The 25,165-nt window shown below is 61.7% G+C and carries 20 protein-coding genes; 7 read left to right on the top strand and 13 right to left on the bottom strand.

Annotated elements, in window-relative coordinates; genetic code table 11:
- Positions 1–80 precede the first annotated feature (80 nt).
- The 3 genes from KYK33_RS12790 to KYK33_RS12780 form a co-directional block, all read right to left on the bottom strand.
- The gene (locus KYK33_RS12790; protein WP_224430760.1) at positions 81–446 is read right to left on the bottom strand and encodes a VOC family protein; all 366 of its coding nucleotides are present in this window, start codon (positions 444–446) and stop codon (positions 81–83) included.
- Between the two features lie 40 nt (positions 447–486).
- The gene (locus KYK33_RS12785) at positions 487–879 is read right to left on the bottom strand and encodes a DUF6404 family protein (protein WP_224430759.1); all 393 of its coding nucleotides are present in this window, start codon (positions 877–879) and stop codon (positions 487–489) included.
- 224 nt (positions 880–1,103) lie between these two features.
- The gene (locus tag KYK33_RS12780) at positions 1,104–1,451 is read right to left on the bottom strand and encodes a GFA family protein (RefSeq protein WP_042043435.1); all 348 of its coding nucleotides are present in this window, start codon (positions 1,449–1,451) and stop codon (positions 1,104–1,106) included.
- A gap of 274 nt (positions 1,452–1,725) precedes the next feature.
- On the opposite strand from KYK33_RS12780, the gene KYK33_RS12775 reads away from it, so the two are divergent.
- Positions 1,726–2,628 carry a LysR substrate-binding domain-containing protein gene (locus tag KYK33_RS12775; RefSeq protein WP_224430758.1) on the top strand — a complete coding sequence of 301 codons (903 nt, stop codon included), beginning with the start codon at positions 1,726–1,728 and terminating at the stop codon, positions 2,626–2,628.
- 275 nt (positions 2,629–2,903) lie between these two features.
- Here the strand turns inward: KYK33_RS12775 and glpK are convergent, their stop codons facing one another.
- Entirely contained in the window at positions 2,904–4,406 is a 1,503-nt protein-coding gene (gene glpK / locus KYK33_RS12770) for a glycerol kinase GlpK (protein WP_042043437.1), read from the bottom strand.
- 30 nt (positions 4,407–4,436) lie between these two features.
- Entirely contained in the window at positions 4,437–5,285 is an 849-nt protein-coding gene (locus KYK33_RS12765) for an MIP/aquaporin family protein (protein WP_042043439.1), read from the bottom strand.
- 486 nt (positions 5,286–5,771) lie between these two features.
- Here KYK33_RS12765 and glpT point away from each other — a divergent pair, with 486 nt between their 5' ends.
- The 6 genes from glpT to tyrA all read left to right on the top strand — a co-directional run bounded on the left by glpT (position 5,772) and on the right by tyrA (position 14,056).
- Positions 5,772–7,127 (top strand): glycerol-3-phosphate transporter, encoded by a 1,356-nt coding sequence (gene glpT / locus KYK33_RS12760; RefSeq protein ID WP_042043440.1) that lies wholly within the window; start codon positions 5,772–5,774, stop codon positions 7,125–7,127.
- A 101-nt stretch (positions 7,128–7,228) separates the two neighbouring features.
- Complete coding sequence (locus KYK33_RS12755; protein WP_005901758.1) at positions 7,229–7,987, top strand: DeoR/GlpR family transcriptional regulator; 759 nt, start codon at positions 7,229–7,231, stop codon at positions 7,985–7,987.
- 583 nt (positions 7,988–8,570) lie between these two features.
- On the top strand, positions 8,571–10,058 hold the full coding sequence (gene glpD, locus KYK33_RS12750; RefSeq protein ID WP_042043442.1) for a glycerol-3-phosphate dehydrogenase: 1,488 nt from the start codon (positions 8,571–8,573) through the stop codon (positions 10,056–10,058).
- Between the two features lie 211 nt (positions 10,059–10,269).
- Positions 10,270–11,352: a glycerophosphodiester phosphodiesterase gene (gene glpQ, locus KYK33_RS12745; RefSeq protein WP_224430757.1), complete on the top strand. Its 1,083-nt coding sequence runs from the start codon at positions 10,270–10,272 to the stop codon at positions 11,350–11,352.
- Positions 11,353–11,783: 431 nt separating this feature from the next.
- Entirely contained in the window at positions 11,784–12,857 is a 1,074-nt protein-coding gene (locus tag KYK33_RS12740; protein WP_042043445.1) for a 3-deoxy-7-phosphoheptulonate synthase, read from the top strand.
- Positions 12,858–12,928: 71 nt separating this feature from the next.
- The gene (gene tyrA / locus KYK33_RS12735; protein WP_224430756.1) at positions 12,929–14,056 is read left to right on the top strand and encodes a bifunctional chorismate mutase/prephenate dehydrogenase; all 1,128 of its coding nucleotides are present in this window, start codon (positions 12,929–12,931) and stop codon (positions 14,054–14,056) included.
- Between the two features lie 62 nt (positions 14,057–14,118).
- Here the strand turns inward: tyrA and hdfR are convergent, their stop codons facing one another.
- The 8 genes from hdfR to KYK33_RS12695 all read right to left on the bottom strand — a co-directional run bounded on the left by hdfR (position 14,119) and on the right by KYK33_RS12695 (position 24,968).
- Complete coding sequence (hdfR, locus tag KYK33_RS12730; protein ID WP_224430755.1) at positions 14,119–14,994, bottom strand: HTH-type transcriptional regulator HdfR; 876 nt, start codon at positions 14,992–14,994, stop codon at positions 14,119–14,121.
- Positions 14,994–15,368, bottom strand: a complete 375-nt coding sequence (gene maoP / locus KYK33_RS12725) for a DUF413 domain-containing protein (protein WP_042043449.1) — start codon at positions 15,366–15,368, stop codon at positions 14,994–14,996. The genes hdfR and maoP overlap by 1 nt, the downstream gene beginning before the upstream one ends.
- A 290-nt stretch (positions 15,369–15,658) precedes the next feature.
- Entirely contained in the window at positions 15,659–16,141 is a 483-nt protein-coding gene (gene eco, locus KYK33_RS12720) for a serine protease inhibitor ecotin (RefSeq protein WP_005901610.1), read from the bottom strand.
- Positions 16,142–16,351: 210 nt separating this feature from the next.
- A complete protein-coding gene (locus KYK33_RS12715) occupies positions 16,352–16,909 on the bottom strand; it encodes an Lcl C-terminal domain-containing protein (protein ID WP_042043452.1) in 558 nt (185 codons plus the stop codon).
- A complete protein-coding gene (locus KYK33_RS12710; protein ID WP_224430754.1) occupies positions 16,906–18,276 on the bottom strand; it encodes an Lcl C-terminal domain-containing protein in 1,371 nt (456 codons plus the stop codon). The genes KYK33_RS12715 and KYK33_RS12710 overlap by 4 nt, the downstream gene beginning before the upstream one ends.
- Positions 18,277–18,328: 52 nt before the next feature.
- Positions 18,329–20,743, bottom strand: coding sequence for a proprotein convertase P-domain-containing protein (locus tag KYK33_RS12705; RefSeq protein WP_224430753.1), 2,415 nt, complete (start codon positions 20,741–20,743; stop codon positions 18,329–18,331).
- A gap of 35 nt (positions 20,744–20,778) precedes the next feature.
- The gene (locus KYK33_RS12700) at positions 20,779–22,803 is read right to left on the bottom strand and encodes a prolyl oligopeptidase family serine peptidase (RefSeq protein ID WP_224430752.1); all 2,025 of its coding nucleotides are present in this window, start codon (positions 22,801–22,803) and stop codon (positions 20,779–20,781) included.
- Positions 22,803–24,968, bottom strand: a complete 2,166-nt coding sequence (locus tag KYK33_RS12695) for a TonB-dependent hemoglobin/transferrin/lactoferrin family receptor (protein ID WP_224430751.1) — start codon at positions 24,966–24,968, stop codon at positions 22,803–22,805. The genes KYK33_RS12700 and KYK33_RS12695 overlap by 1 nt, the downstream gene beginning before the upstream one ends.
- Between the last annotated feature and the right edge of the window lie 197 nt (positions 24,969–25,165).

The raw sequence follows: 25,165 nt of genomic DNA, 5'->3' as shown, positions 1-25,165 counted from the left end.
GGGGCTGTCGTGGCACATATCCCGTTGCCCGTAAGGCCGCCCATGTGGTGTGGAAAGTGGCGGCCTTGCGGGCTATATCATCAGGCCGTGGCTGCCTCCGACCAGACCGCAAACTCATTGCCGCTGGGCTCGACGAAGTGGAAGCGGCGGCCACCGGGGAAATCGAACAGCGGGCGAATGATGGAGCCCCCATGCTGGAACACCTTGGCCTGGGTCGCGGCAATGTCGGCGCTGTAGAACACCAGCAGGGCGCCACCCTGGGCGCTGTGACTGCACAGATCCGCCCGGTAGAAGCCACCATCGAGCCCTTCCCCTTCGAAGGCGCAGTAGTCGGGGCCATAGTCGACAAACTGCCAGCCGAAGGCGGCCTGAAAGAAGGCCTGGGTGGCGGCAAGATCCCTGGCGGCAAACTCCACATAGTTCAGTTTTTCATGGGCCTTGGTCATGGCAACTTCCTCTTGTTTCAAACGGTGTGTGATGACTGGCTCACGATTGTCTGGGCTGCCAGCGCTGCTGGGTCCGTGGCGTGGAGCAGGGCAGTGTCTCCCAGGGGATCAGCTTGAGTTGCCAACGGCGCACCCGGAAGATGATTGCCATCATCAGTCCGGCACCGCTGACAAAGACGCTGATCTGGCGCAGGGCATACCCCGGGCTCACCTCATGCTGCCAACCGAAGCACCACATCAACAACCCCCAGATGGCACCTGTCGGCAGACCAAAGGCAAGCAGGTTGACCAGAAAGCGTTCATGGTGGGGCGGTCTGAGTCGCAGGCCCAGTCTGCGCAGCAATCTGAACAGTGGCGGGTTGTAGTTGAGCGCCTGCACGCCCTTGTCGGCCAGCTCCCTATGGGCGGCGAATAGGCGATGTTCAAATAACATGGTGCTTCTCTTGTGTGACGGCATGACAGGGCCGGGCGATGGAGCGCCGCTCCGAACTTCAATAAGGTGGTGCCGATTGTAGCCTTATTGCTGGCTCGGGTGTTTGCGCCGGATCACATCGTTCCGTGCAGTAGAAGGGGGAGAGCAGGCTGGGGGTAGAGGGGCAGGCCAGAGGGAAGAGAGGTACCTCCGGCCTGATTGACAACGTCAGATGGTCTCCCTGGCTACAGGGCCCGGCCATCATAGTGATGCACAGGCACGGACTCGGGATCTATGGCTTCCAGGCAACGGATATTGATGGCGGCAACATGGTTGCCATCGGGATCCACCCCCTCACCATAGGGGTGCATGCCGCACACCGGGCAGAATCTGTGTTTGACCACGTGTTTGTTGAAGGTGTAGGTGCTGGCCGCCTCAGGCGGGGTCAGCAACGTCATCTTCTCCCAGGGGACAAACCACAGCAGAGACCCCTTGCGTTGGCAGATGGAGCAGTTGCAGGCCAGGGCCTGGGTCAGTTCACCATCGGCTTCGAATGCCACTCTGCCGCAGTGGCAGCTTCCCTTGTATTTCATCACCCGACTCCTTGCGTTATATGGTCAGGGCCCTGAGCCGAGGCGGCTCTGCGCCCTTGCGGCCCCGGATCCCGACCGGATGAAGGGCCCGCATCAGTATAGCCATGTCCCATCGAGGGCTGCAGATGGACAGACTGGCGCTGCATGGGGGCCGCGAGCCTGGGTTCCAAGAAGAAAACAGAGCAGGATCAGGCGCCGTATCCGGGATGACTGCCTTGCCAACTAACCCGCATTGCGCCTATAAAGCCCCATGACTCTTGCCTGGATGACATCAATGAAGACCCATTCCGATGAACTGACCCTGTTTGTGGCCGTGGTGGAGGCGGGCAGTTTTCGCCAGGCGGCGGAGAACCTGGGGCTGGACAACTCTGTGGTGAGCCGCGGCATCAAGCGGCTGGAGGAGAAGCTCGCGACCCTGCTGCTCAACCGCACCACTCGCCGGGTCAGCCTGACCGAGGAGGGGAGCTGGTTCTATCAGCGGGCGGTGAGGGTGTTGACCGAGATGAGCGAGGCGGAGAGCCATCTGCTCAGCCGCAAGGAGCAGCCGGAGGGAATACTGCGGGTCGATGCCGCCACCCCCTTCATCCTGCATCGACTGGTGCCCCTCATCGGCGAGTTTCGGCACCGTTATCCCGGTATCGAGCTGCAACTGCACAGCTCGGAGGGCTTTATCAATTTGATGGAGCGGCGGGTGGACATGGCCATTCGCATCGGCGAGCTGACCGACTCCTCCCTGCGCGCCTTGCCGCTCGGGCGCACGCGGTTGCGGCTGCTGGCATCCCCCGCTTACCTGAGCGAGCGGGGCACCCCGCGCCAGCCGGCGGATCTGCTGGCGGGCCACGAGCTGCTGGGCTTTTTGAATCCCGAGCACCTCAATCACTGGCCCCTGCTCACCGAGGAGCAGGGAGACAGGTTCGCCATCACGCCAACCCTGAGGGCGAGTAGTGGTGAGACCCTGCGCCAGCTGGCGCTGGGGGGGCAGGGTATCGTCTGTCTGTCGGACTTCATGACGGGGGAAGACAGGGCGAGCGGCGCCCTGGTGGAGGTGCTGGCCCGCAGCAACAGCGGCGCCTCGCGCCCCATTCATGCTGTGTTCTACTCCGATGCCCAGCGGGATATCCGGCTGCGGGTCTGGCTCGATTTTCTGAAAGAGCAGATTGGCCGCCACGCGCTCTGAGGGGCGCCGCACCGCAGGCACCATGGAGGGCGTGACGCTGCTCGCCCCCCGGGCCACCGCCTGACAGCCCCACAAAGAAACGGGCCGACATTGCTGTCGGCCCGTTGATTATTACCCGTCTCTCTTTCTCTGTTGTGTGCGCTGCATGCACTTTTTATTGATGAGCGGCTGGCTCGCAAGGGATGCAAGTGGTGCTTGGCATCCCCTGGCGATGATACCCGCAGGCGTGGCCCCGGGGGCTGCGCCAGTCAGGATCGGGCGCCGCGCCCCGACTGTTAATCCTCTTCTGCCCAACGAAGGGAGCGTTGGACCGCCTTCTGCCAGCCGCCGTAGAGGCGATCGCGGCGGGCGTCGTCCATCTGCGGGATGAACTCGCGGTCCACGCTGAACTTGTCTTTGAGCTCATCCGCGCTCTTCCAGAAGCCCACGGCCAGACCGGCCAGGAAGGCGGCGCCCATGGCGGTGGTCTCGATGCGAGTCGGGCGTACCACTGGGGTGCGCATCATGTCGGACTGGAACTGCATCAGGAAGTCGTTGGCCACGGCGCCGCCATCCACCTTCAGAGAAGCCAGCTTGATGCCGGAGTCTTGCTGCATGGCATCGAGCACGTCGCGGCTCTGGTAGGCGATGGATTCGAGCGCCGCACGGATCACGTGGTTGCGGTTGGTGCCACGGGTCAGGCCGACCATGGTGCCACGGGCGTAGGGATCCCAGTAAGGGGCGCCCAGGCCGACGAAGGCCGGGACCAGGTAGACGCCATTGGTGTCGCCGACTTTGGTGGCGAAGTAGTCGGTGTCCCGGGCATCGTGAATGAGCTTCATCTCGTCACGCAGCCACTGGACGGTGGCGCCACCCATGAACACGGCCCCTTCCAGGGCGTAGTTGACGTCGCCCTTGGGACCGATGGCGATGGTGGTCAGCAGGCCGTTGTTGGAGCGAACCGGCTCGGTGCCAGTGTTCATCAACAAGAAGCAGCCGGTGCCATAGGTGTTCTTGGCCATGCCTTTCTCGAAGCAGAGCTGACCGAACAGCGCCGCCTGCTGGTCACCGGCGATACCGGCGATGGGGATGCGCGCGCCGCCGCCACGGGTGGTGTAGCCATAGACCTCGGAGGAGGGGCGTACCTCGGGCAGCATGGAGGCCGGGATGCCCAGCTCGTCGAGCATGCGTTGATCCCATTTCAGATCACGAATGTTGTAGAGCATGGTGCGCGACGCGTTGGTGGGATCGGTGACATGCACCTCGCCATTGGTCATCTTCCACAGCAGCCAGGTGTCGATGGTGCCAAACAGCAGCTCGCCGTTCATGGCCTGCTCCCGGGCGCCTTCGACGTTGTCGAGTATCCATTTCACCTTGGTGCCGGAGAAGTAGGCATCGACCACCAGACCGGTGTTGTCGCGCACGTACTCTTCCAGGCCACGGGCCTTGAGATCTTCACAGATGGCGGCGGTGCGGCGGCACTGCCAGACGATGGCGTTGTAGATGGGCTTGCCGGTGGCTTTCTCCCAGACGACGGTGGTTTCGCGCTGGTTGGTGATGCCGATGGCGGCGATCTGGTCGCTGTGCAGGCCGCTCTTGGCCAGCACCTCGGTGAAGACGGAGGACTGGGTCGCCCAGATCTCCATGGGGTCGTGCTCGACCCAGCCCGCGTTGGGGTAGTGCTGGGTGAACTCCCGCTGGGAGACGGCCACTATGTTGGCATCCTGATCGAAGACGATGGCGCGGGAAGAGGTAGTGCCTTGGTCCAGGGCGACGACGTACTTTTGTGCAGTAGACATGATGTTCTCCAGGTTTGGATGGGACCGCTCTTAAGCGGCGGCCTCTTCTTTAGCAGTTTGGGCGGCTTGCTCGGTGGCGGCAACACGGTTGCCCGGTACGCAAGGAGCCAGCACTTTCACATAGAGGGCGGTGCCGAGCTGGGCGCCGACGATGGGGCCCAGGATAGGTACCCAGAAGTAGGGGTTGTCACGGCCACCCGTCATGGCGACATCGCCCCAGCCCGCCAGGAAGGCGAACAGCTTGGGACCAAAGTCACGGGCCGGGTTCATGGCGAAACCGGTCAAGGGGCCGAGGGAAGCACCGATGACGGCGATGAGCAGACCAATCAGCAGGGCGGCGGCGAAGCCTTTGGGGGCGCCGTTGTTGTTGTCACCCAGTGCCATGATGCCCAGCATCAGCACGGCGGTGATCACCAGCTCGACCGCGAAGGCTTGCAGGTTGGAGAGCAGCGGGTTGGCGTAGGTAGAGAAGATACCGGCGGTGGCCAGACTCTCCAGGCTGCCGCGCACCACATTATGGGTCAGCTCCCACTGGGTGAACAGGCTGCTGTAGAGGAAGTAGACCAGGGCGGCGGCGCTGAAGGCTCCGGCTATCTGGGCGATGATGAAGGGCACGACCTTGCGCTTGTCAAAACCGGCAAAGGTCATCAGTGCCAGGGTCACGGCCGGGTTCAGGTGGGCACCTGATATGCCGCCGGTCACATAGATGGCGATGGCAACGCCGATCCCCCAAGTGATGGAGATCTCCCATTGGCCGAAGTTGGCACCAGCCAGCACCAGTGCCGCCACACAGCCGACGCCGAAAAAGATCAGCAGGCCGGTGCCGATGAACTCGGCGAGACATTCGCCAAGCAGGGTATTGGGTCTTTGTATGCTCATTCCTTTATTCCTCTTATCCACCCACAGACAGGTTTTGATGTTCCATGTTTTTTCTTTCATTCCAATTGGCGCCGAGGATCGGTTTGTTGTTTTTGGAGTCTGCGCAAACGTTATGCTCGTTTGTGCTCGTTCTCGGACGAATGAGAAAATAAACCTTTCTGGCCTGTTCGCCACATCCCTCTGTTGGGAAATGTGGGCAAGATCCCATTCATTGCTAATAAAATGTGACGAAAAGCAAGGCGTAGCAAGTGGTCTATCCCTTAGGTGTTAGTCTGAAAGGCCCTTGCTATCAGGGTTCTGGTCTGATGAGTGTTTGCTCATTAGTGCGCACTTTCTGTAATAAATCTGTAATATTTTCGGTTACATCACAGATTAAATGTTCCTAAATGCGCATAATTGGCTCGCTTACGAATCAAGATGTACTGATCGTGCGGTGTGCACTGGGCAAAGTCCCACACTCAATAACAACAAGACAAGGAAACTAAGATGCTTAGTTTTTTCAGGCCAGCGCCTCATATCGAGCGTCTGCCGGCTGACAAGGTTGACCCCTTCTACAAGCGCATGCGCTGGCAGATGTTCTTCGGTATCTTCCTCGGATATGCCGGTTACTATCTGGTGCGCAAGAACTTCAGCCTGGCGATGCCCTACCTGGTAGAGCAGGGGTTCTCCCGCGGCGATCTGGGCCTGGCCCTGTCCGGGGTCTCCATTGCCTATGGTCTCTCCAAATTCCTGATGGGGAACGTGTCGGATCGCTCCAACGCGCGCTATTTCCTGTCGGCAGGTTTGCTGCTCTCGGCCGCTATCATGTTCATGATGGGGACCATGCACTGGGCCACGTCCAGCATCGGCATCATGTTCGTGCTGTTGTTCCTGAACGGTTGGGTGCAGGGCATGGGCTGGCCCCCTTGCGGCCGCACCATGGTACACTGGTGGTCCCAGAAGGAGCGGGGTGAAGTCGTCTCGGTCTGGAACGTGGCCCACAACGTGGGTGGCGGCATGATAGGCCCGCTGTTCATCCTCGGCATGGGCTGGTTCAACGACTGGCGCAGTGCCTTCTATGTGCCGGCGGCCGCTGCCGCAGCCATCGCGGTGATCGTCTTCTTCGTGATGCGTGATACTCCGCAATCTGTCGGTCTGCCGCCGATTGAGGAGTACAAGGACGACTATCCGAAGGATTACAACGAGAGTCACGAGCAGGAGTTCTCCGCCAAGGAGATCTTCATGAAGTACGTGCTGCACAACAAACTGTTGTGGTATATCGCCATCGCCAACGCCTTCGTTTACCTCATTCGTTACGGTGTGCTGGACTGGGCGCCGACCTACCTCAAAGAGGCCAAGGACTTCAGCGTGGATCACTCCTCCTGGGCCTATTTCCTCTACGAGTGGGCGGGTATCCCCGGCACCCTGCTGTGCGGCTGGATCTCCGACAAGCTGTTCCAGGGTCGCCGTGCCCCGGCTGGTATCCTGTTCATGGTGCTGGTGACCCTGGCCGTGCTGGTCTACTGGCTCAACCCGGCGGGCAACCCGACCATCGACATGCTGGCGCTGGTTGCCATCGGCTTCCTGATCTATGGCCCCGTCATGCTGATTGGTCTGTATGCGCTGGAGCTGGCGCCCAAGAAAGCGGCGGGTACCGCAGCGGGCTTCACCGGTCTGTTCGGTTACCTGGGCGGCGCAGTCGCAGCCAACGCCATGTTGGGCTACACGGTTGACCACTTCGGCTGGGATGGCGGTTTCATGGTGCTGACCGCGTCTTGCGTGATCTCCATCGTTTTGCTGGCCATGACCCTCAAGCATGAAAATATCGCTGTGGCAGCCAAGGCGGCCGCCAATAAGGCATAAAACGTGATCCTGACCTTATCGATCCCAAAGGGGATAAGGTAAACTCCGAAAGGCCCCGCATCTGCCGGGGCCTTTTTTCGTTTCATCATCGGAGTGCAAGCGTGAAACAAACCCAACGACATCTGGAGATACTGGACGTCCTGACGCGGCAGGGATTTGTCTCGACGGAAGACCTGGTGAGCCATTTCGACGTCAGCCCGCAGACCATACGCCGGGATCTGAACGATCTCGCCGAACAGAACAAGATACGTCGTCACCATGGCGGCGCCTCATTGCATTCGAGTACCGTCAATACCGCCTACAGCGCCCGTAAAGTGATGCAGCTCAAGGAGAAAGAGCGCATCGCCCGCGAGGTGGCGGCCAACATTCCCGACGGCTCCTCCCTCTTTATCGACATCGGCACCACCACAGAGGCCATTGCCCGGGCACTGCTCGATCACCGGGAATTGCGCGTCGTGACCAACAACCTCAACGTGGCCAGCATTCTGACCGCCAAGGATGATTTCACCGTCATCATCGCCGGGGGCGAGATCCGCAACAGAGATGGCGGCATAGTGGGGGAGGCGACCCGTGACTTCATCGGCCAGTTCCGCATGGACTACGGTGTCATCGGCATCTCCGGCATCGATGGTGACGGCTCATTGCTCGATTTCGACTATCACGAGGTGAAGATAGCCCAGGCCATCATCGCCCATTCCCGCCAGGTTTTTCTGGCCGCGGATCACACCAAATTCGGCCGTAACGCCATGGTGAACCTGGGCCACCTCAATCAGGTACATGCCCTGTTCACCGACCAGCCCCCTCCCGAGAAGCTGATGCGCATCATGGCTCAGCATCAGATAGAGTGTCATATCTGCTGACGACTCCGGCGCCGCTCCCGCTGCGGTGCCGAGTCGTTTTTCCCGCAGTGCTTGGTCTGGCCGCCCACGGGCGGCCGTTTTGATGGGGGAGTGCGCTTGAAGGGTGAGTCAACCCCCTTGCGGTGGCTTGCTGCGCATCTCCTCGCTGCCGTTGCCGCTTATCTGATCCCGCCTGCTCCCCATTTGCCCTGATATGGCGCCTTTATCCGCTCGCTGTTAGCCTGCACTCTGCACTCTGCACTCTGCACTCTGCACTCTGCACTCTGCACTCTGCGGCACAGGAGCGCGATCACCTGATTGTTTGCAGTCTTTCCCCTCCCCCTCGCTGATGGCGTTGCCCCTGTCATGGGATGGCAACTGACGCCTATCAAGCTGCGTCATCGTCTGCTTTTTGCTGGTATCGAGACAGGTGGTGCCTCCTTGCTGCAAGGAAGGGAGGCCGGATCCCTTTTTTTGCGGTTTGGCCTCTATCGCGATCACACTTTCATCACTAAATGTTCGTTTATAGTTTTTTTATGCTCTAATATGAGCGAAATCAAACATTGTCGCCTTGGCGAACGCAAATATAAGAAAGTAGGTGAACATGAGCGAACATTATGATCTGGTCGTCGTCGGTGGCGGCATCAATGGGGTTGGCATCGCGGCGGATGCGGCCGGCCGTGGCCTGAAGGTAGCTTTGTTTGAGGCTCATGATCTCGCCTCGGCCACCTCGTCCAACTCCAGCAAGCTTATCCATGGCGGCCTGCGTTATCTCGAGCATTATGAGTTTCGCCTGGTGAAAGAGGCCCTGGCCGAGCGGGAAGTGCTGCTCGGCATGGCTCCCCATATCGCTCGCCCCATGCGCTTTCGTTTGCCCCATCGTCCCCATCTGCGCCCGGCCTGGATGATCCGCGCCGGTCTGTTTCTGTATGACAACCTCGCCAAGCGCGACAAGCTCAAGGGCAGCTGCGGTGTGCGCTTCTTGCCGCAAGATGGCTTGAGATCGGGGATCAGCAAGGGCTTCGAATATTCGGATGCCTGGGTTGATGACGCCAGACTGGTGGTGATCAATGCCATGATGGCGCGCAGCAAGGGGGCCGAGGTGCAGACCCGCACCCGCTGCGTCAAGGCGACCCGGGATGCCAAGTTATGGACCCTGACCCTGGAGCGAGAGGGGGGTGAGCGTTTCACCGTCACCTGCAAGGGGCTGGTCAATGCGGCGGGTCCCTGGGTCAAGACCTTCTATGACGAGGGGCTGCACGAGACATCCCCCCGAGGTATCCGCCTCATCAAGGGCAGCCACATCATAGTGCCGCGCATCCACGAGCGCGAAGAGGCCTATATCCTGCAAAACGAAGACCACCGCATCGTCTTCGTCATTCCCTACCAGCAGGATTTCTCCCTCATCGGCACCACCGATGTGGAGCACAGGGGCGATGCCCGCGACGCTCACATCAGCGACGCCGAAGTGAACTACCTGTGCAACGTGGTCAATGCCCACTTCACCCGCAAGATAGCGCCGTCCGATGTGGTCTGGACCTATTCCGGGGTGCGACCGCTGTGCGATGACGAGTCTGACTCCCCCCAGGCGGTGACCCGGGATTACACCCTCGAACTCAGTGGCGATGCCGATGGCGCGCCCCTGCTCTCGGTATTTGGTGGCAAACTCACCACCTACCGCAAGCTGGCCCAGGCCGCTTGTCACAAACTCAAGCCCTGGTTTGCTCAGATGGGCGATGACTGGACCGCGTCCAGCCGCCTGCCCGGCGGCGAGTTCGATTGCAGCACCCAGGAGCTGGCCCGCGCCTATCGACTCGAGTTTGACTGGCTCGATGAGCGCAGTGCCCAGCGCATCAGCGAAGCCTATGGCGCTCAGGCCCGTCTCTGGTTGCAGCATGATCGTGGCGAGCACTTTGGTGCTGGCTTGTATGAATCCGAGGTGCGTTACCTGCTGGAACACGAGTGGGCGCACAGCCTGGAAGACATCCTGTGGCGCCGCAGCAAGTTGGGGCTGCGTCTGGATGCCCAGCAACAAGCCGCACTGCAAGCCTGGCTTGAGCAGTTCCACCACGCCCTGCCACAGGCCATGTAAAGGATGAGGGCATGTCCCGAGCATGCCCCGTCATCACGAGCAGATGGCCACCACGGCCCGGCCGGTATCATCTGCTCGTCATATTTTCCCTCTATAACAATGACCTGCCCCATGACGGCGGTCTGACATATGACCCCAAGGTTGACCTGCGCCATCGATTGGCAGTTTGACTTACCTACCTGACCCTTCAATAACAACAAGAGCACCCAAGATGAAACAAGTAGCCTTATCCCTTCTTGCCCTCTCCCTCGGCGCCACTCTCCCTCTGCCTGCACTGGCTGCCGATGAGGGCAAGGTCGTCATCGCCCACCGCGGCGCCTCCGGATATCTGCCCGAGCACACCCTGGCCTCCAAGGCCATGGCCTACGCCATGGGGGTGGATTATCTTGAGCAGGATTTGGTGATGACCAAGGATGACCAGCTGGTGGTGATGCACGATCACTTCCTCGATGGCATCACCGATGTGGCGGCGCGTTTCCCCGGCCGGGCCCGCGCCGATGGCCGCTACTATGTGGTGGACTTCACCCTGGCCGAGGTGCGCTCCCTGCGCATGACCGAGCCCTTCCAGCTGGTGGATGGCAAACAGGTGCCCGTCTACCCGGCCCGCTTCCCGCTGTGGCAGTCGGATTTTCGGATCCACACCTTCCAGGAAGAGATAGAGATGATCCAGGGCATGAACAAGAGCACTGGCAAGCAGGTCGGTATCTATCCCGAGATCAAGGCGCCCTGGTTCTTCCGTCACGAAGGCAAGGACATCTCCAAGGCGGTGCTCTCCGTGCTCAAGGAGTACGGTTACACCGACAAGCAGAGCAAGGTCTACCTGCAGAGCTTTGATGCCGATGAACTCAAGCGCATCAACGCTGAGTTGATGCCCGCCCTCGGCATGGACGTGAAGCTGGTGCAGCTGATGGCCGAGACCGACTGGAATGAGACCATGGTCTACGACACCAAGGGCAAGGCGACCCCCTACGACTATGACTGGATGTTCAAGCCGGGGGCCATGAAGACCATAGCCGCTTACGCCGACGGCATAGGCCCCTGGAAGCCGATGATAGTCACCGAGCCGGGTACCCCGGGCAAGCCGGTGTTCACCAGCATGGTCAAGGACGCCCATGCTGCCGGGCTCAAGGTACACCCTTATACCTTCCGCCAGGACGAGGGCCAGATCCCGGCCTATGCCAAAGACTTCACCGACCTGCTCAACATCTTCCTCTATCAGGCCGATGTGGATGGGGTGTTCAGCGATTTCCCGGACAAGGCGGTCGCCGTCATCGAGGCCCACGGCAAAGCGTAAATCAGGGCGCAACAGGGAAGAACGAGCGGGGCCAGGTGCCCCGCTTTGTTATGGGCAGGCCACGGGGAAGCGAGCAGTCTGATCGTTTGCATGACCTGGCAACGCTGTGGGGAAGGGGAGCAGTACCCGCCTTGGTGGATGAGGGGCCGCTCAGTGACTGCGGTGGCATCATGATGTCAGGCTGAGCTGCTGCGAGTGTAATTTTTTATTTACGATTTATGATTTTATGGCAAGTGGTACGGCCTATCTTATAGGTCTTTATCATTCCAGATTGGTTGTTTATCCAGCTATTGACAGCTTTTACCGCTGGTTACACTTGATTGTTTGTTTTTCCTTGGTAAGGTGGTGGCGGTTGCGTAACAAGGGGTGAACTGGTGTAAACATTAAGATACACCACCCCTTTTGGCTTAGACAGTAGCGAGAATGACATCATGCACAGAGATCCCCTGAACAACATCCACATCCAGTCCGAACAGGTCATGATCACCCCGGCCCAGCTCAAGGAGCGACTGCCCATCTCGGAGCAGGCCCTGGCCTTCGTGCAAGGGGCGCGCAATACCATAGCCGACATCATTCACCGCCGGGATCATCGGCTGCTGGTGATCTGTGGGCCCTGCTCCATTCATGACATGGACGCCGCCAAAGAGTACGCAACCCGACTCAAAGCGCTGCATGACGCCTATCAAGATTCTCTCTACATAGTGATGCGGGTCTACTTCGAGAAACCCCGCACCACGGTCGGCTGGAAGGGGTTTATCAATGATCCAGACCTGGACGGCACTTTCGATGTCGAGCTGGGACTGCACCGGGCCCGGGAACTGCTCTGCTGGCTGGCCGAGCTGGAGTTGCCGCTGGCGACCGAGGCCCTCGACCCCATCAGCCCGCAATACCTGGCCGAGCTCTTCTCCTGGTCGGCCATCGGTGCCCGCACCACCGAATCCCAGACTCACAGGGAGATGGCTTCCGGCCTATCCATGCCGGTCGGTTTCAAGAACGGTACCGACGGCAACCTGGGTACCGCCATCAATGCCCTGCAGGCGGCATCCAGTCCCCATGCCTTCATGGGCATCAATCAGCAGGGCCAGGTGGCGCTGTTGCAGACCCAGGGCAACCCGGATGGCCACGTGATCCTGCGCGGCGGCAAGCACCCCAACTACGACTCGGTCAATGTCTCCTTGGCCGAGGAGGCGCTGGAAAAGGCGGGCCTGCTGCCGGGGTTGGTGGTGGATTGCAGTCATGGCAACTCCAGCAAGGATCACCGCTTGCAGCCCAAGGTGGCCGACAACGTCATCCACCAGATCCAGGAGGGGAACAGTTCTATCATTGGCGTCATGCTGGAATCGCACCTCAACGAGGGCAACCAGTCCAGCGAGCAGCCCAAGGCACAGATGCGTTACGGCGTTTCCATTACCGATGCTTGCATCGACTGGGAGACCACTGCCACGCTGCTGGATCGTTGTCACCAGCAGCTGGCGGCCCCGCTCAAGGCGCGTGCTCAGGGCTAAGCCATTGAGTCACTGTGTGAAAATGTTGAATAATAGGGCGTCGCATCCGGCGACGCCGTCAGGAAGATGTCATGGCAGAAGAGTTGAATGCCCTCAGGGACAAGATAGATGTAGTCGATCGGCAGCTGCTTGATCTGCTGGCCCAGCGTCTGGCCCTGGTGGGGGAAGTGGGTGAGGTCAAGAGCCGTCATGGTCTGCCCATCTATGCCCCGGACAGGGAGGCGAGTATGTTGGCCGGTCGCCGGGTCGAGGCCGAACGGCTGGGGGTGCCCGGCGATCTGATTGAAGACGTGCTGCGCCGGGTGATGCGCGAATCCTATGCCAGCGAGAAAGATACCGGCTTCAAGTGCATCAATCCTGCCCTGGGCAAGATTGTCATTATCGGGGGCGAGGGGCAGCTGGGCCGGCTGTTTGGTCACATGTTCTCGCTCTCCGGCTACCGGGTCGAGACGCTGGAACAGGCCGACTGGCCGCGGGCGGACGAGATCCTGGCCGATGCGGGACTGGTGATGGTGGCGGTGCCCATCGACATCACCTGTCAGATCATCGACCGGTTGGGTACCCTGCCAGCAGATTGCCTGCTGGTGGATGTGACCAGCGTCAAGAGTCAGCCTCTGGCTCATATGCTGGCCACCCACACTGGGCCCGTGCTGGGTCTGCATCCCATGTTCGGCCCGGATGTGGCCAGCTTTGCCAAGCAGGTGATCGTCTGCTGCCTGGGTCGGGATCCGGCCGCCAGCCAATGGCTGCTCGAGCAGATGACCATCTGGGGCGCCCGTCTGCAACAGGTAGAGGCCAAGGCCCATGATGAGGCCATGACCCTCATTCAGGCGCTGCGCCACTTCGCCACCTTCGCTTATGGCTGGCATCTCTCCCAGGAGGGGGCGGATCTCGAACAGCTGCTTGCCTTGAGCTCACCCATCTACCGGTTGGAACTGGCCATGGTGGGGCGGCTGTTTGCCCAGGATCCCGAGCTCTATGCCGACATCATCCTCTCTTCACCCCAGAATCTGGCCATGGTGCGTCGCTACTTCGAGCGTTTCGGGGAGGTGTTGCACCTGCTGGAGCAAGGGGACAGGGCTGGTTTCATCACGGCATTTCGTCAGGTGTCCGACTTCTTCGGCCCCCACGCCGATCAGTTCCTCAAGGAGAGCCGCATGTTGCTGGCGCAGGCCAACGACCGGCGCCACTACGGTTAGTCTGGACAGCAAGCATGAATAGCAGAAGGGGCCCGCGGGCCCCTTCTTTATGGCGTGATGATTTAGTCAGTCGCAGGCACATAGAGCTCGGCATCGTCCCAGCCAAGGGGCAGGGTGAGCAGGGCATCGATCAACTCCCGGCGATCGGATTTTTCCAGATAGGCGAGATAGAGCGGACGGCGCAGGGGCTGGCCTCCTTCCACCAGATGCAGGCGCCCCTGCTCCAGGAAGGGGGTGACCATGCGCCGCGGCAGATAGGCGGCCCCACCGTTGGCGAGCACAAACTGCAACGCCATGCTGGCGGAGCTTGAGTGCAGCACCGGGGTCTTTTGCAGGCTCTGCAGGCGGCTTGGCTGCGGCTCGAAGCTGGTGCCCCAATCGAGATGGATGTGCGGCATCTGCATCAGGTTGTCGGCATTGGCGGCCGGGTCCCGGCTCACCAGCTCGAACACCAGCTCACCAATGGGGTGCAGGGCTATTTCGTCGATCTTGGTTGGCTCGGAGAGCAGCGCCAAGTCGAGGGAGCGCTCCAGCAACTGGCGGCAAAGGTGCTCGCGAGAGGCGGTCTCTAGCCTTACCGCGAGGCCGGGGGCCAGGGCGTAGACATGATTGAGCCAGTCGTTGAAATCCAGCTCCCAGAACACGGGAGGGGCGCCGATGGCAAGCTGCTGACTGAAGCCCGGGGAGAGGGCCACATCCTGCTTGGCACGGCCCAGGGTGTGCAAGATGGCGTCGGCATAGGGCAGCAGACGCTCCCCCGAGGCGGTCAGACGGATGTTGTTGCGATGACGGGCAAACAGACTGACCCCGAGCTGCTGCTCGAGCTGGCGAATGCGAAAGCTCACCGCCGACTGGGTCAGATAGAGATTCTCGGCGGCGCGGCCAAAGTGACGGGTCTTGCTGACTTCGATGAAGGTGCGTAGCAGTTCGGTATCCATCAGTCGAGGGACTCGTCACCGCCACCCATGCCACCACCCATGCTGCCACTCCCGCCGAAGCTGCCAGCAGCCTCGTCACTGGCGCCACCGGCGACGGTGCAGAGGCGATGAACCCGCTTCGGGCCTATGACTTTGAGATACTTGAACCACACCTTGGCGTGAGGGTTGCTGCCGGGTTCACCCGCCTTGAGTTGCTCGGCGAAGGCGGTCTCTACCTCGTCGCGCGGCGCCAGGTTGCCCTGGTAGATGGCCAGCATGCTGGTGCCGTATTTTTCCAGACTGTCTGCTTCGGCGACGGTGAATTCACCACTGCGACGCAGGCCACGGGGAAAATGTTTGAAGTCGTTGAAACGCTTGTCTGATTCGAAGCTCATAGTGCTCTTGTTCTGGTTAGTTTGACCTTTGCGGGCAAGTATCATCAGGCTTTTAAATAGTGCAAAATCAATTTTCTCACTATCTTGATAAAAATATTTTATTGAACTATTTACCCCTGTCTGTGGTGATGATTGTTGGGGTAAGTTGGCCAAAAAGTGAGAAAAATAACGGACTTATGATGCAGCGCATCATCCCGTTGTCATTTTTTTTTGCCCATTTTTGGCAAGGAAAAGGGCGCACAGTGGCGCCCTTGTCATTCAGTTCTGAGAGCCAAACTGGCCGCCCAATGTCATTCAATCATGGCCGGTTGCGCCTGGGCATCGGCACGCCACAAGCGATAGCGCACCTCGTACTCCTGGGGTATATAGATGACGAAAGGCAGCTTGGAGTTGTAGTTCACGAAGAAGCCTTGGCCATAAATCTGGATGAAACTCTCTTTCTTCTGGCCTTCCGGGCAGGCCATCAGGGTGCTGATGGGGTCGGAGACCTTGCCCAGGGTCAGGTAGTTGTAACCCCACCCCTTGACGCTGTGCTGCTCCAGGTTGCCAGCGAAGCGCGGCACGTTGCAATCCACCAGCATCTTCTTGCCGACTTGCAGCTCGACCATCATGTCGGCTTCATTCTCGACTTCCGGCAGGCGGACAACGACACGTTCCTGGTTTATCTCGGCGGCCGGGAACATGCTGATATCAAATTTTTTCGGTTCGGCGGCGAAGGCATGCCCGCTCAGCAAGAAGGCGCCCAGCAGGCTAAAACGCAATACGGTTTTCATCTGTACCTCATGGGATTGAACTATCGTCGCTAGACTAACCGCTTCACCGCCTTCATACCAGCGCTCTGCCATGCAAATCCTGCCTGTTCGGCCACACAATGACGTGATTTGGCTATTTTCTGACAGTGCGCGCAATCACTGTACTGTTTTGGCGACACCTGCTGGCCGACAGCGGTGCGCGGTGCGTCCGCTGTCGGTCAGTTCAGGGGCTTAGCGCACCAGTATTAGCTGTTTTGCCCAGGCGCTGGGGGCCCGCAGACCGACGGCGCCGCTGGTGATGTCCAGATAAGCCACCGTCTTGCCCGCCGGGAAGGGGGTCGAGGACCAGAGATAGACGTAACCGTCATTGACCTCTTTGCCCTCGCCCGCCATGGCGCGGGGGAAGATGGTCTCGTTCAATGCCGGCTTGTAGCAGGCGGATTCCAGGATGCTGGTCAGCTCCTTGATGGTGGGCAGGCGCCAGTCGGTGTGACCGCCGAAACCATGGAGGGCGTGATTGGATTCGGTGCGGATCCGCTCGGCGGTCAGCAGTGCCTGCTGCCAATAGAGGCGAGTCGGCTCGCCACGGCAGCTCTCATTTTGCCAGGTTTGCCCCAGCTGGCAGCGCATCCAGGTCAGGCCGGATGCCCGGTCCGTCACGGTACCGTTGCCGTGATCGAGGAAGCGGGAGCTGGGGCTGGTTCTGGGCATGCTGTCGTCGCAGATGGCGATGGCCAGTGCCAGCGGGCTGCACAGACAAAGCAGCAGGGTCAGGAGAAACTTGTTCATCGGGTTACCTCGGCCACCAGGCGCAGTTGCAGGGCATTGGGGTCGTCAGGGGTTTGTACGGGAGTCGGGTAATCGGTGCCAGCGTCCTCACCCCAATAAAGCGGGGCAATGACACTGAGCGGCGCACTCTCGAGGCGACGGGAGGGGGTCAGAGTCTGACTCCAGTAATAGCCATCGAAGCCATTGAGACCGGTGCCCAGATCGGGGAAGTAGCGCACATCGAGGGTGGCAATCTGCCCATCCTGCTGAGCCAGCGAGCCGTAGTGTTGCAGACTCATCAGCTCCTGGGCGTGGGGCAGACGCCAGTGCGCGATGCCGCACAGCTGCTGGCTGTTGAGCCATTGACGGTATTGCTCGGTTGAGCAGATGGCCTCACCACTCGGGCAGGCGTAGTCCAGCTCGGCTTGTTGGGGATGGTAGTTGCCAAACTCCCAGGCGAAGACCCGATGCAGATCCCGCGGGCTGTCCGGGTCATCCAGCTTCTTCTCCCAGACGAGGCCGGTGTTGAGATCCTCCACACAATCCCATTGAGCTGCGCTGTCCGGCAGCGGCTGCCCCTTGTTGTCGAGCTTGCGATAACGCAGGGGAGCCTGCTTGAGGCTGGCATCCTGGCCCGGGTGATCCGCGGGCTCGCTGGTCAGCAGATAATCCACTCCGTCGCTGTACGTCGTGACGCCGCTGGCGGTGACCAGGGCTCTTGGCTGCTGCTGTTGCAACACGGCGCCGAGTCGGGGTTGCAGGCTGAGGAGCTCCGGACTGTCGGCAAAATGCTGACTGAGCTCGGGCAGCAGGGTGACCAACCCCTGCCAGATCTGGCGTTGGCGCTCATTGGCCGCGATCCCCGGCAGGGTGCCGGCATCATTGAGTGCGGCCAGTGCCAGCTCGGCGAGGGCCTGGTTGAAGGCCTCCAGCTGACTCAGGGCGGCCAGATCCTGGCCCGGCTGAAGGGGTGCCAGGTCGGCCAGCAGCTTGGCCAGTGCCTGGGCTGGCGGTATCCCCTCACTGATCCGGATCTGCAACAAGGTGCTCAGGGGACTGGGCGTGAGGTGTTGTGCATCCTGGCGCGCCGCCGGGTGAGTCAGAGTCAGCGCGGCGGGATCCCTTGGGATGAACAGCAGAGGGCTGGTCAGCAGGGTGGGGGAGTGACCCTCCAGCGGGCGAGCGCCTGCAGCGCCATTGACCTCGGGTTCACCGGCGTCACAACGATCGTTTTGATTGAGGTTGACGCACAGGGTGCCTGCCTGGGGCAGGTTGACCGTCAGGCGATAGGCCGGTGCGGCCAGTGGCGCCTCGTCCGAGTCGCCGCCACCGCAGGCGCTGAGCAGGGGAGCCAGCAAACAGGCAAGCCAGCTGTATTTCAGATTCATCTCTTGTCCTCAAAGGGGCCTGGGCCCCTCGCTGTTATTGATAGGGTCTGTGTTAACGACGACGCACGAAACGGCGCCAGAGGGCGAGCGGCAGCAGCCAGAACAGGTTGATGGCACCGCCCCCGCTGCTGTCCGCGGTGTCGAAGTGGATGATGCCGTCCTTGGGCGGCGTCACCGGCTTGCCACATTGGGCGCCGACGCGCTGGCTGATGCTCCAGCCATTCAGGCGGCCCCGCTTGCCGGGGGCGTTGTCCACGACGTCCAGGGTCCACTTGCCCGACAAGGGTTCGCCGTTGAACAGGCTCAAGGGTTGCAGGGATTGCAGTTCGGTCGGGAAGACCCCCTTGAGACGGGGCAGCGGACTGTAGCCTTTGTCCCAGATCTGGACCCGGGTGCCGGAGGGGGAGTTGAGCCAGATCTCCAGCTCGTCCAGGGCCTCGTGTTGCAAGTCCAGGGTCAGTTGCAACTGATCGCTCACCCTGGCATCGCTCTTTTCCAGCAGCAGACTGGTTTCGCTCAAGCCCTTTTCATCGCTGCTGATGGCATCGTTGAGGGCCAGCGACTGGCCGCTTGCTCGGGCGACTACCGGGGTGCCGATGGGCAGGCTCAGGGACTGTTGCCATTGGCGCTCGCTCGGGCTGGCACCGGTCAGGGTCAGGTTGACGGGCACAGATGTCACGTCGCCGCAGGCGAGGGGGCTCTGGGCCAACAGTCGCAGGGTGGTGGTCATGAGGCCGCCTGGTGCCAGGGTGCTGCTCTGCCACTGAACCGGCTCGGCCTGCAGGCCGCCGGGCAGGGCCAGGGTCAGACTGTGCAGGGTCACTGGCGTGTTGCCGGGGTTGCTGAGGTTGAGTACTACCGACTGGCGCTCGCCGAGCTCGATGGCGCTGCCGTCGGCCAGAGCCATGCTGACCGGTGCCTGCAGCAGGCCGTGCTGACGGAATGCCTGTTCCAGCAGGCGACCATAGTGGCGCGCCGGATAGAGCCGCTCGGCCGTGTCCACCGTGAGGCGGGCCAGCTGTGGCATGCGAATGGCGGGTCCTAAGCCGAAGTGGGACTCGATGACGAGGCGATCAAACTCGTCTCGCGCCAGCTCGCCATGTTCGGCGACGGCCGCCAGCAGAGCCTGGAACAGGGGGGTGCCCCACAGCTGATCACCGTTGCTGCCGTTGATGGTTCTGTGGGCCGGATAGTTGTAGTCCGGGTGATAGCGGGCGCGCAGATCGTCCAGCTGGCGCGGGGCCCGGTCGGTGAAGCGGGCATCCCAGTTGAACACCATGGCCGGTTCGAACTGGCGACCCGTCTCGCTGCGCTGACGATGACTGGCCGCCAGATAGTCGCTGAAGCCTTCACCTATGGCGCCCCAGTCACCCTCTTCCCCGAGATCCGGCACTATGTGGTGCTGCACCGCGTGACCAAACTCGTGCCAGACAACCATGGGGTCTTCGGCATCGGGCACGCCGCTGCGGCCCAGCTCCAGCCGACGCTCGAACGGATCGTAGAGGGAGTTGTCCTGAAAGCCGGCATCGGTGTCGATGTCGAGGGCGCCGGGGATGAGGTCGGCAAAGCCGAGCGCCTTGAGGTGGCGCTGGGCCAAGTCCAGGTGGTAGTAGGCGTTGATGTCGGCGAAGCCCGGATCGTCTCGGGTCAGGCGAAATGCCTGAGCATTGTCGGCGCGATAGGGCGCCGTGCTGGGCTCCATGGCATCCACCACCCGGGCATGGGGGCCGCTGAGCAGATAGTCGCTGCCCTGCAGGGTGACCGGCAGCGCCACCTTGTCCTGGTAGGCGGCATCGGCAAGTACCAGGGCGTCGTGCCAGATCAGGCTGGCATCTTGCAACTGGGTACGAGGATCCGGGTCGAATACCCGGGCCAAGACGGAGACATCCCCCGCATCGGGGGCCTGTAGCGCTGTGGTGGTGGCGATGTCGCCCCAGCGGCCGAGCTCCTCTGTGCCATCACAGCTGGCAAACAGCTGCACATAGGAGGCCTTGGCGTTGCCATCCTTGTGCTCACGAATGCGCTGGCGCAGGGCCGGCACCAGGGTCTCGCCATCGCGCCAGTACCAGGCCTCGACCAGATCGAGGGTGTCAATCTGGGCACCGGCATCGCGCAGGCTGGTCAGCAAGGGATCCAGATTGCCGCTGGCATCACAGCCCGGCAGGCTGGTCTGAAGGGGGCGCAGGTTGTGGTAGAGGCGCCAGGGCTTGCCGGCGCTGTCTATGCTGATGGCCGCCTGGGTGGTGGCCACCGGCAGGCCGTTGACCAGCATGCGGAAGCTATGGTGGTGGCCGAGCAGGCTGGCCTTGTCGTAGTCGGGGGCAAGGGTCACGCCGAGGCGAGCCTCCAGCCAGGCCTGGGGCGTGGCGGTCAGCGGCGCCTCATCGACAAATTGCAGCTCTGCCGCACAGAGGGGTTGGGCGAGCAGGGTCGCCGTCAGCCAGAGAGCCAGAGAGGAGGGTTTCATGGGTGACTCCAAAACAGAAAAGGTGAATGCGGACATCAGTGACGGACCCCCGCCAGGGAGAGCAAGAAGGCATATTCGCGGGCGGCCTGCTGCTGCGCCGTGCCCGCGCTGGCCAGATGTCCGCCGTCGAGCTCGGTGCTGAGCAGATAGGGGCCGGCCGCGGTGCTCTGCTCCCGCAGACGGGCCATCCACTTCAGCGGCTCCCAGTAAGGCACCTGACTGTCATAGAGTCCGGCCGTCACATAGAGGGGCGGGTAGGGCGCAGCATGCAGGTTGTCATAGGGGCTGAGCCTGCGCATGGCGGCATAGTCCGCCGGCTTGGCCGGGTTGCCCCACTCGGCATACTCCTGGCGGGTGAGGGGCAGTTCGGGATCGCTCATGGTGCCGAGCAAGTCGACGAAGGGGACCTGCAACAGGGCGCCAGCGAAGCGGGTAGGGGCCTGATTGAGCGCCGCCGCCACCAGCAGGCCGCCGGCGCTGCCGCCCATGGCGAACAGCCGGGCAGCGTCGATGGCGGGATCCCGCGCCAGGGCATCGGCGACGGCCAGGAAGTCATCCACGCTGTGCTGTTTGCGCTGACCCCGGCCGTCTTGATACCAGCCATCTCCCAGCAGACCGCCGCCACGCACATGGGCGATGGCGTAGACGAAACCACGATCGAGCAGGCTCAACACCTGAGGCTGGTAGTAGGGGCGCATGGGGGTGCCATAGGCGCCATAGCCATAGAGCAGCAGCGCCTTGGGGGTCTTGATCTCTTTGCGCCACACCAGGGAGACCGGCACCCGGGCGCCGTCCTTGCCCAAGACCCAGCGCCGTTCGCTCTGATAGACAGAGGCCGCTGCCTGAGTGGCATCGCTCAGCCATTGCCCCGAGTCCAGATCCAGCCAGCGTTGATGCGGGGCCTCGGCCATGCCCTGGCGGCGGATCAACACTTGCTGGCTGGCCGGATCCTGAGCGCCCTGGATCCAGGCCGTACCCGCCCCTTCGGTGAGCGGCAGGCTGTGGCGCAGTTCGCCGTTGGCATCGAGCACATCGAGCCAGTCATCGCCATCCTTGCGGTATTGCAGCACGGTGTGATTGGCAAACAGGCGCCACTTCTCGAGGGTGCGGCCCTGACCGGGCCAACGCAGCTGCCACTTGCCTTGCCTCAGTTCGGCCAGGCTGCTGGCCTGGTAGAGGCCAAGCTCGCCATCCCGGTTGCTCTTGAGCAGCACCCGTTCGCCCAGGGTATCGAGGTAGTACTCCACACCGGGTTGGCGGGCCTTGAGCAGGGCGGCCTTGCCGTCGTCCAGCAGGTATTGCTCCGAGCTGTTGTGGTTGTTGCTCTGCAAGATGAGGTGACGCTGGTCGGTGGTGCGATAGAGACTGAGCAGCCAGGCGGCATCCATCTCCTGATGGATCAGCCGCTCCTTGCCCCCTTGCCAGGCCCACAGTTGCCAGGGGCGCAGGGTATTGCGCTCGTTGGCGACCGTATAGAGGGTCTTGCCATCCAGGCTCCAGAGCAGATCGCTGGCGCGGTGTGGCAAAGAGGCGAGCGTCTCGCCGCTCGCCAGATCCAGCAAGGTGATGCGGTAGTCCCTGTCGCCACGGCTATCTTCGGCCAGCGCCAGCCAGCGCCCATCGGGATGCAGCGACCAGCTGGCGAGCTCGTAGTAGCCCTCCCCTGGTTGACGCGGGGCCAGCCGCTGGCGGGGGGGGGCCTGCTCATCGGTCCGCTGCCACAGGCTGCCGTCCGCTTTCATGCGCCACTGGCTGCCGGCCTCGGTCAGCCACTCCTCTGGTAGAGGCTCGCCCCGTTCTCTGGCCTGCCACTCGGTTTGCAGTTGCTGTGCCAGTGCTTGCTGGCCGCTGAGCTGTTGCTCGGTCGAGCGATTCTGCTCGCGCAGCAGCGTCAGCAATTCGGGGGAGCGGCGGCTGTCGTCACGCCAGCCGCCATAGGGATCGACCCGAGCAATCTCGCCTTGCATCAGCAAGGGACGTTTGGGGATGGGGGGCGCTTCCTCAGAGGCCTGGGAGGCAGGGGCCGCCAGCAGGGCGGCCAGGATCAGTAGGTGCTGCATCAGATCCCCACGAAGGTGTAGCGCAGGCTGGCGCTCAGGGAGCGACCGGTCTGGGTGAACAGATCGGCATTGGTGCCCGCTTCCAGCCCGGCCACATCCTGATAGCGGGTGTAACGGGTGTCGAACAGATTATCGAGCTTGAGGTTGAGCTTGAGGGCATCGGTGATCAGCCAGTCGGCGGTCATGGCGAGGCTGAACCAGCCCGCGCTCTTGAGACAGTCACTCTGGCTGCTGGTCAGGCTGTTGCCGCAGCTGGGCACCCGGCTCATGGCGGCGGCGTAGTCGGCCTGCACCCCGACGCTCCAGTCGTTGGCCTGATAGCTCAGGCGAGTGTTGCCCTCCAGCGGGGTGAGGGTGCGCAAGGCCTCGCCCTCGCTATCTTCCCCATCGACCCAGCCGAGTTTGGTGGCGAGCTCCCATTGCTGGGTCAGCCAGTAGCTGGCGGCCACTTCGGCGCCCCAGGTCTCGGCCTTGGCCACGTTGCGGTACTGGCGCAGGATGACGCCGTCGCGCAGCCGCAGCCCGACTTCACGCCAGTCGATGAAGTTGTAGTAACGGTTGTAGAAGAGCGCCGGTTTGATGCTCCAGTGCTCACCTTCGCCGCCAAGGCCCCACTCGAAGCTGTGGCTGGTCTCTTCCTGCAGCTCGGTGTTGGCGATGATCTCGAACGGTGGCAGGGCAAAGTAGTGGGGGATGTTGCCGTACACCTTGTCATAGGAGGGGGCACGGAAACCGTTGGCGTAGCTGAGCCAGCTGCGCCACTGGTCGTTGAAGCGGTAGCTGGTGGCCAGGCTCGGGGAGATATGCCAGCTGTGGTTCTCGCCATTGCTGCCATCCAGCGGTTGCAGCCACTGATGATCCATGCGCAGGGTCGGGGTGAACTGCCACTGACCCAGGGTCGCCACGTCGCTGAGCCAGACCCCGGCCCGGTCGGTGCGGGCCCGGCTGAACGGCGCCGACTGCTGGGGCTGGGGCACGCCCGCCTCCAGGCTCAGCTTGTCCACCGGTCGCTCATGGTTGGTGCGCTCCAGCTCCATGCCATAGCTCAACTTGTGGCCGAGGTCGCCGGTGGTCAGATCCCGGCGCACATCCAGCGCGCTGCCGATCCGCTCTTCGGTGAAGGTGGCCCGTTCCCGCTCGCTGCGATAGCGCGGGTAGCCGCTCAGCTCGTCGTTTTGCAGCAGGCTGCGCTTGTTGGCCGTGTTCTTGGCGTGGTTGCCATAGAGGTTCCAGCTGAACTGATCCGCCAGCAGGCTGTCGAGGCGGCTCGCCTCCCAGCTCAGCTTGCCGCCCTGGGTCTTTTGCGACGCATTCTCGCGGTACTCGCGTACCTGCCACTTGCCGTCGGGCTGGGGCACTTCGCGGGGTCCCTGATCCCGGTAGGCATTGTCCTCGAAGTAGTCGAGTTCGAGGCGCAGCAGGTGGTGCTCATTCAAGTCGAAACGGGAGCTGGTGGAGGCGCTGAGGCCGTCCAGATCCGCCGGGATGCGACTCTCGTCATAGTTGGCGGTCTCGTGTCCCTGCCAGCCGGAAACGCGCAGCAGGTGCTCGGTATCCAGCAGGCGGGCGGCGCCGGTGGCGCTCAGTTTTTGCTTGGCGCTGCTGCCATCGTGCAGGATCTTGCTGCTCAGATAGGCATCCTGGCCCTGCAGGTAGTCTTCCGGCTGCTTGGTGCTGATGACGATGGTGCCGCCGATGGCGTCGGAGCCGTGCAGGGAGGAGCCCGCCCCCTTGGCCACTTCGATCTGCTTGACGTCGTCGAGATCGAAGCTGAAACGGCCCACCTTGTCGTTGAGATCATCGGCGCCGAAGCCATCGCTGACCCGCACCCCATCCTTGATGATCAATACCCGGTTGCCGCCCATGCCGCGGATGATGATGTTTTGCGGCCGCCCGGCGGAGCCGGTCACCGAGACACCGGGTTCATTCTTGAACACGTCGGTGAGTTCGGTGGCCACCTGGCGATCCAGGTCCTCCTCGGTGATGACGGTGATGGAGCCCGAGACGTCGGACAGCTTCTGCTCTATCCGCTGGCCCTTGACCACTATGGTCTCGCGCGCCTTGAGGGTGGGATTGATGTCAGTGGCGTCGATCCTGGCCGGATCGCTGGCGGCCAGGGCTGTACCGGACAGCAGCATGGGCCAGTAGTGCAGTGGTGTTTTCATTGTTGATAATGATTATTATTTGAGCCTGAAGGGCGCGGATTATTGCAGACTCATTAGGGCAGATCAACAGTTGATAATAATTATCATTGCTATCGTACTGAATTGATATTATTGATATTTTTGACATTTATTCAATGAGGGGTGGTGCTGCTTGGTCTGATTGAAGAAGGCAGAGTGTGATAGCGATGCAACTCGGG

The sequence above is a fragment of the Aeromonas rivuli genome (assembly GCF_020149575.1).
GTDB lineage: Bacteria > Pseudomonadota > Gammaproteobacteria > Enterobacterales > Aeromonadaceae > Aeromonas > Aeromonas rivuli.
Note: the sequence above shows the minus strand (reverse complement) of the source record. Positions and strands in the feature narration are given on the sequence as shown.

Bases quoted from the DNA above. Each gene is read 5' to 3' on its own strand.
- KYK33_RS12790 (WP_224430760.1), bottom strand. From the start codon at position 446: ATGACCAAGGCCCATGAAAAACTGAACTATGTGGAGTTTGCCGCCAGG.
- KYK33_RS12785 (WP_224430759.1), bottom strand. From the start codon at position 879: ATGTTATTTGAACATCGCCTATTCGCCGCCCATAGGGAGCTGGCCGAC.
- KYK33_RS12780 (WP_042043435.1), bottom strand. From the start codon at position 1,451: ATGAAATACAAGGGAAGCTGCCACTGCGGCAGAGTGGCATTCGAAGCC.
- KYK33_RS12775 (WP_224430758.1), top strand. From the start codon at position 1,726: ATGAAGACCCATTCCGATGAACTGACCCTGTTTGTGGCCGTGGTGGAG.
- glpK (WP_042043437.1), bottom strand. From the start codon at position 4,406: ATGTCTACTGCACAAAAGTACGTCGTCGCCCTGGACCAAGGCACTACC.
- KYK33_RS12765 (WP_042043439.1), bottom strand. From the start codon at position 5,285: ATGAGCATACAAAGACCCAATACCCTGCTTGGCGAATGTCTCGCCGAG.
- glpT (WP_042043440.1), top strand. From the start codon at position 5,772: ATGCTTAGTTTTTTCAGGCCAGCGCCTCATATCGAGCGTCTGCCGGCT.
- glpD (WP_042043442.1), top strand. From the start codon at position 8,571: ATGAGCGAACATTATGATCTGGTCGTCGTCGGTGGCGGCATCAATGGG.
- glpQ (WP_224430757.1), top strand. From the start codon at position 10,270: ATGAAACAAGTAGCCTTATCCCTTCTTGCCCTCTCCCTCGGCGCCACT.
- KYK33_RS12740 (WP_042043445.1), top strand. From the start codon at position 11,784: ATGCACAGAGATCCCCTGAACAACATCCACATCCAGTCCGAACAGGTC.
- tyrA (WP_224430756.1), top strand. From the start codon at position 12,929: ATGGCAGAAGAGTTGAATGCCCTCAGGGACAAGATAGATGTAGTCGAT.
- hdfR (WP_224430755.1), bottom strand. From the start codon at position 14,994: ATGGATACCGAACTGCTACGCACCTTCATCGAAGTCAGCAAGACCCGT.
- maoP (WP_042043449.1), bottom strand. From the start codon at position 15,368: ATGAGCTTCGAATCAGACAAGCGTTTCAACGACTTCAAACATTTTCCC.
- eco (WP_005901610.1), bottom strand. From the start codon at position 16,141: ATGAAAACCGTATTGCGTTTTAGCCTGCTGGGCGCCTTCTTGCTGAGC.
- KYK33_RS12715 (WP_042043452.1), bottom strand. From the start codon at position 16,909: ATGAACAAGTTTCTCCTGACCCTGCTGCTTTGTCTGTGCAGCCCGCTG.
- KYK33_RS12710 (WP_224430754.1), bottom strand. From the start codon at position 18,276: ATGAATCTGAAATACAGCTGGCTTGCCTGTTTGCTGGCTCCCCTGCTC.
- KYK33_RS12705 (WP_224430753.1), bottom strand. From the start codon at position 20,743: ATGAAACCCTCCTCTCTGGCTCTCTGGCTGACGGCGACCCTGCTCGCC.
- KYK33_RS12700 (WP_224430752.1), bottom strand. From the start codon at position 22,803: ATGCAGCACCTACTGATCCTGGCCGCCCTGCTGGCGGCCCCTGCCTCC.
- KYK33_RS12695 (WP_224430751.1), bottom strand. From the start codon at position 24,968: ATGAAAACACCACTGCACTACTGGCCCATGCTGCTGTCCGGTACAGCC.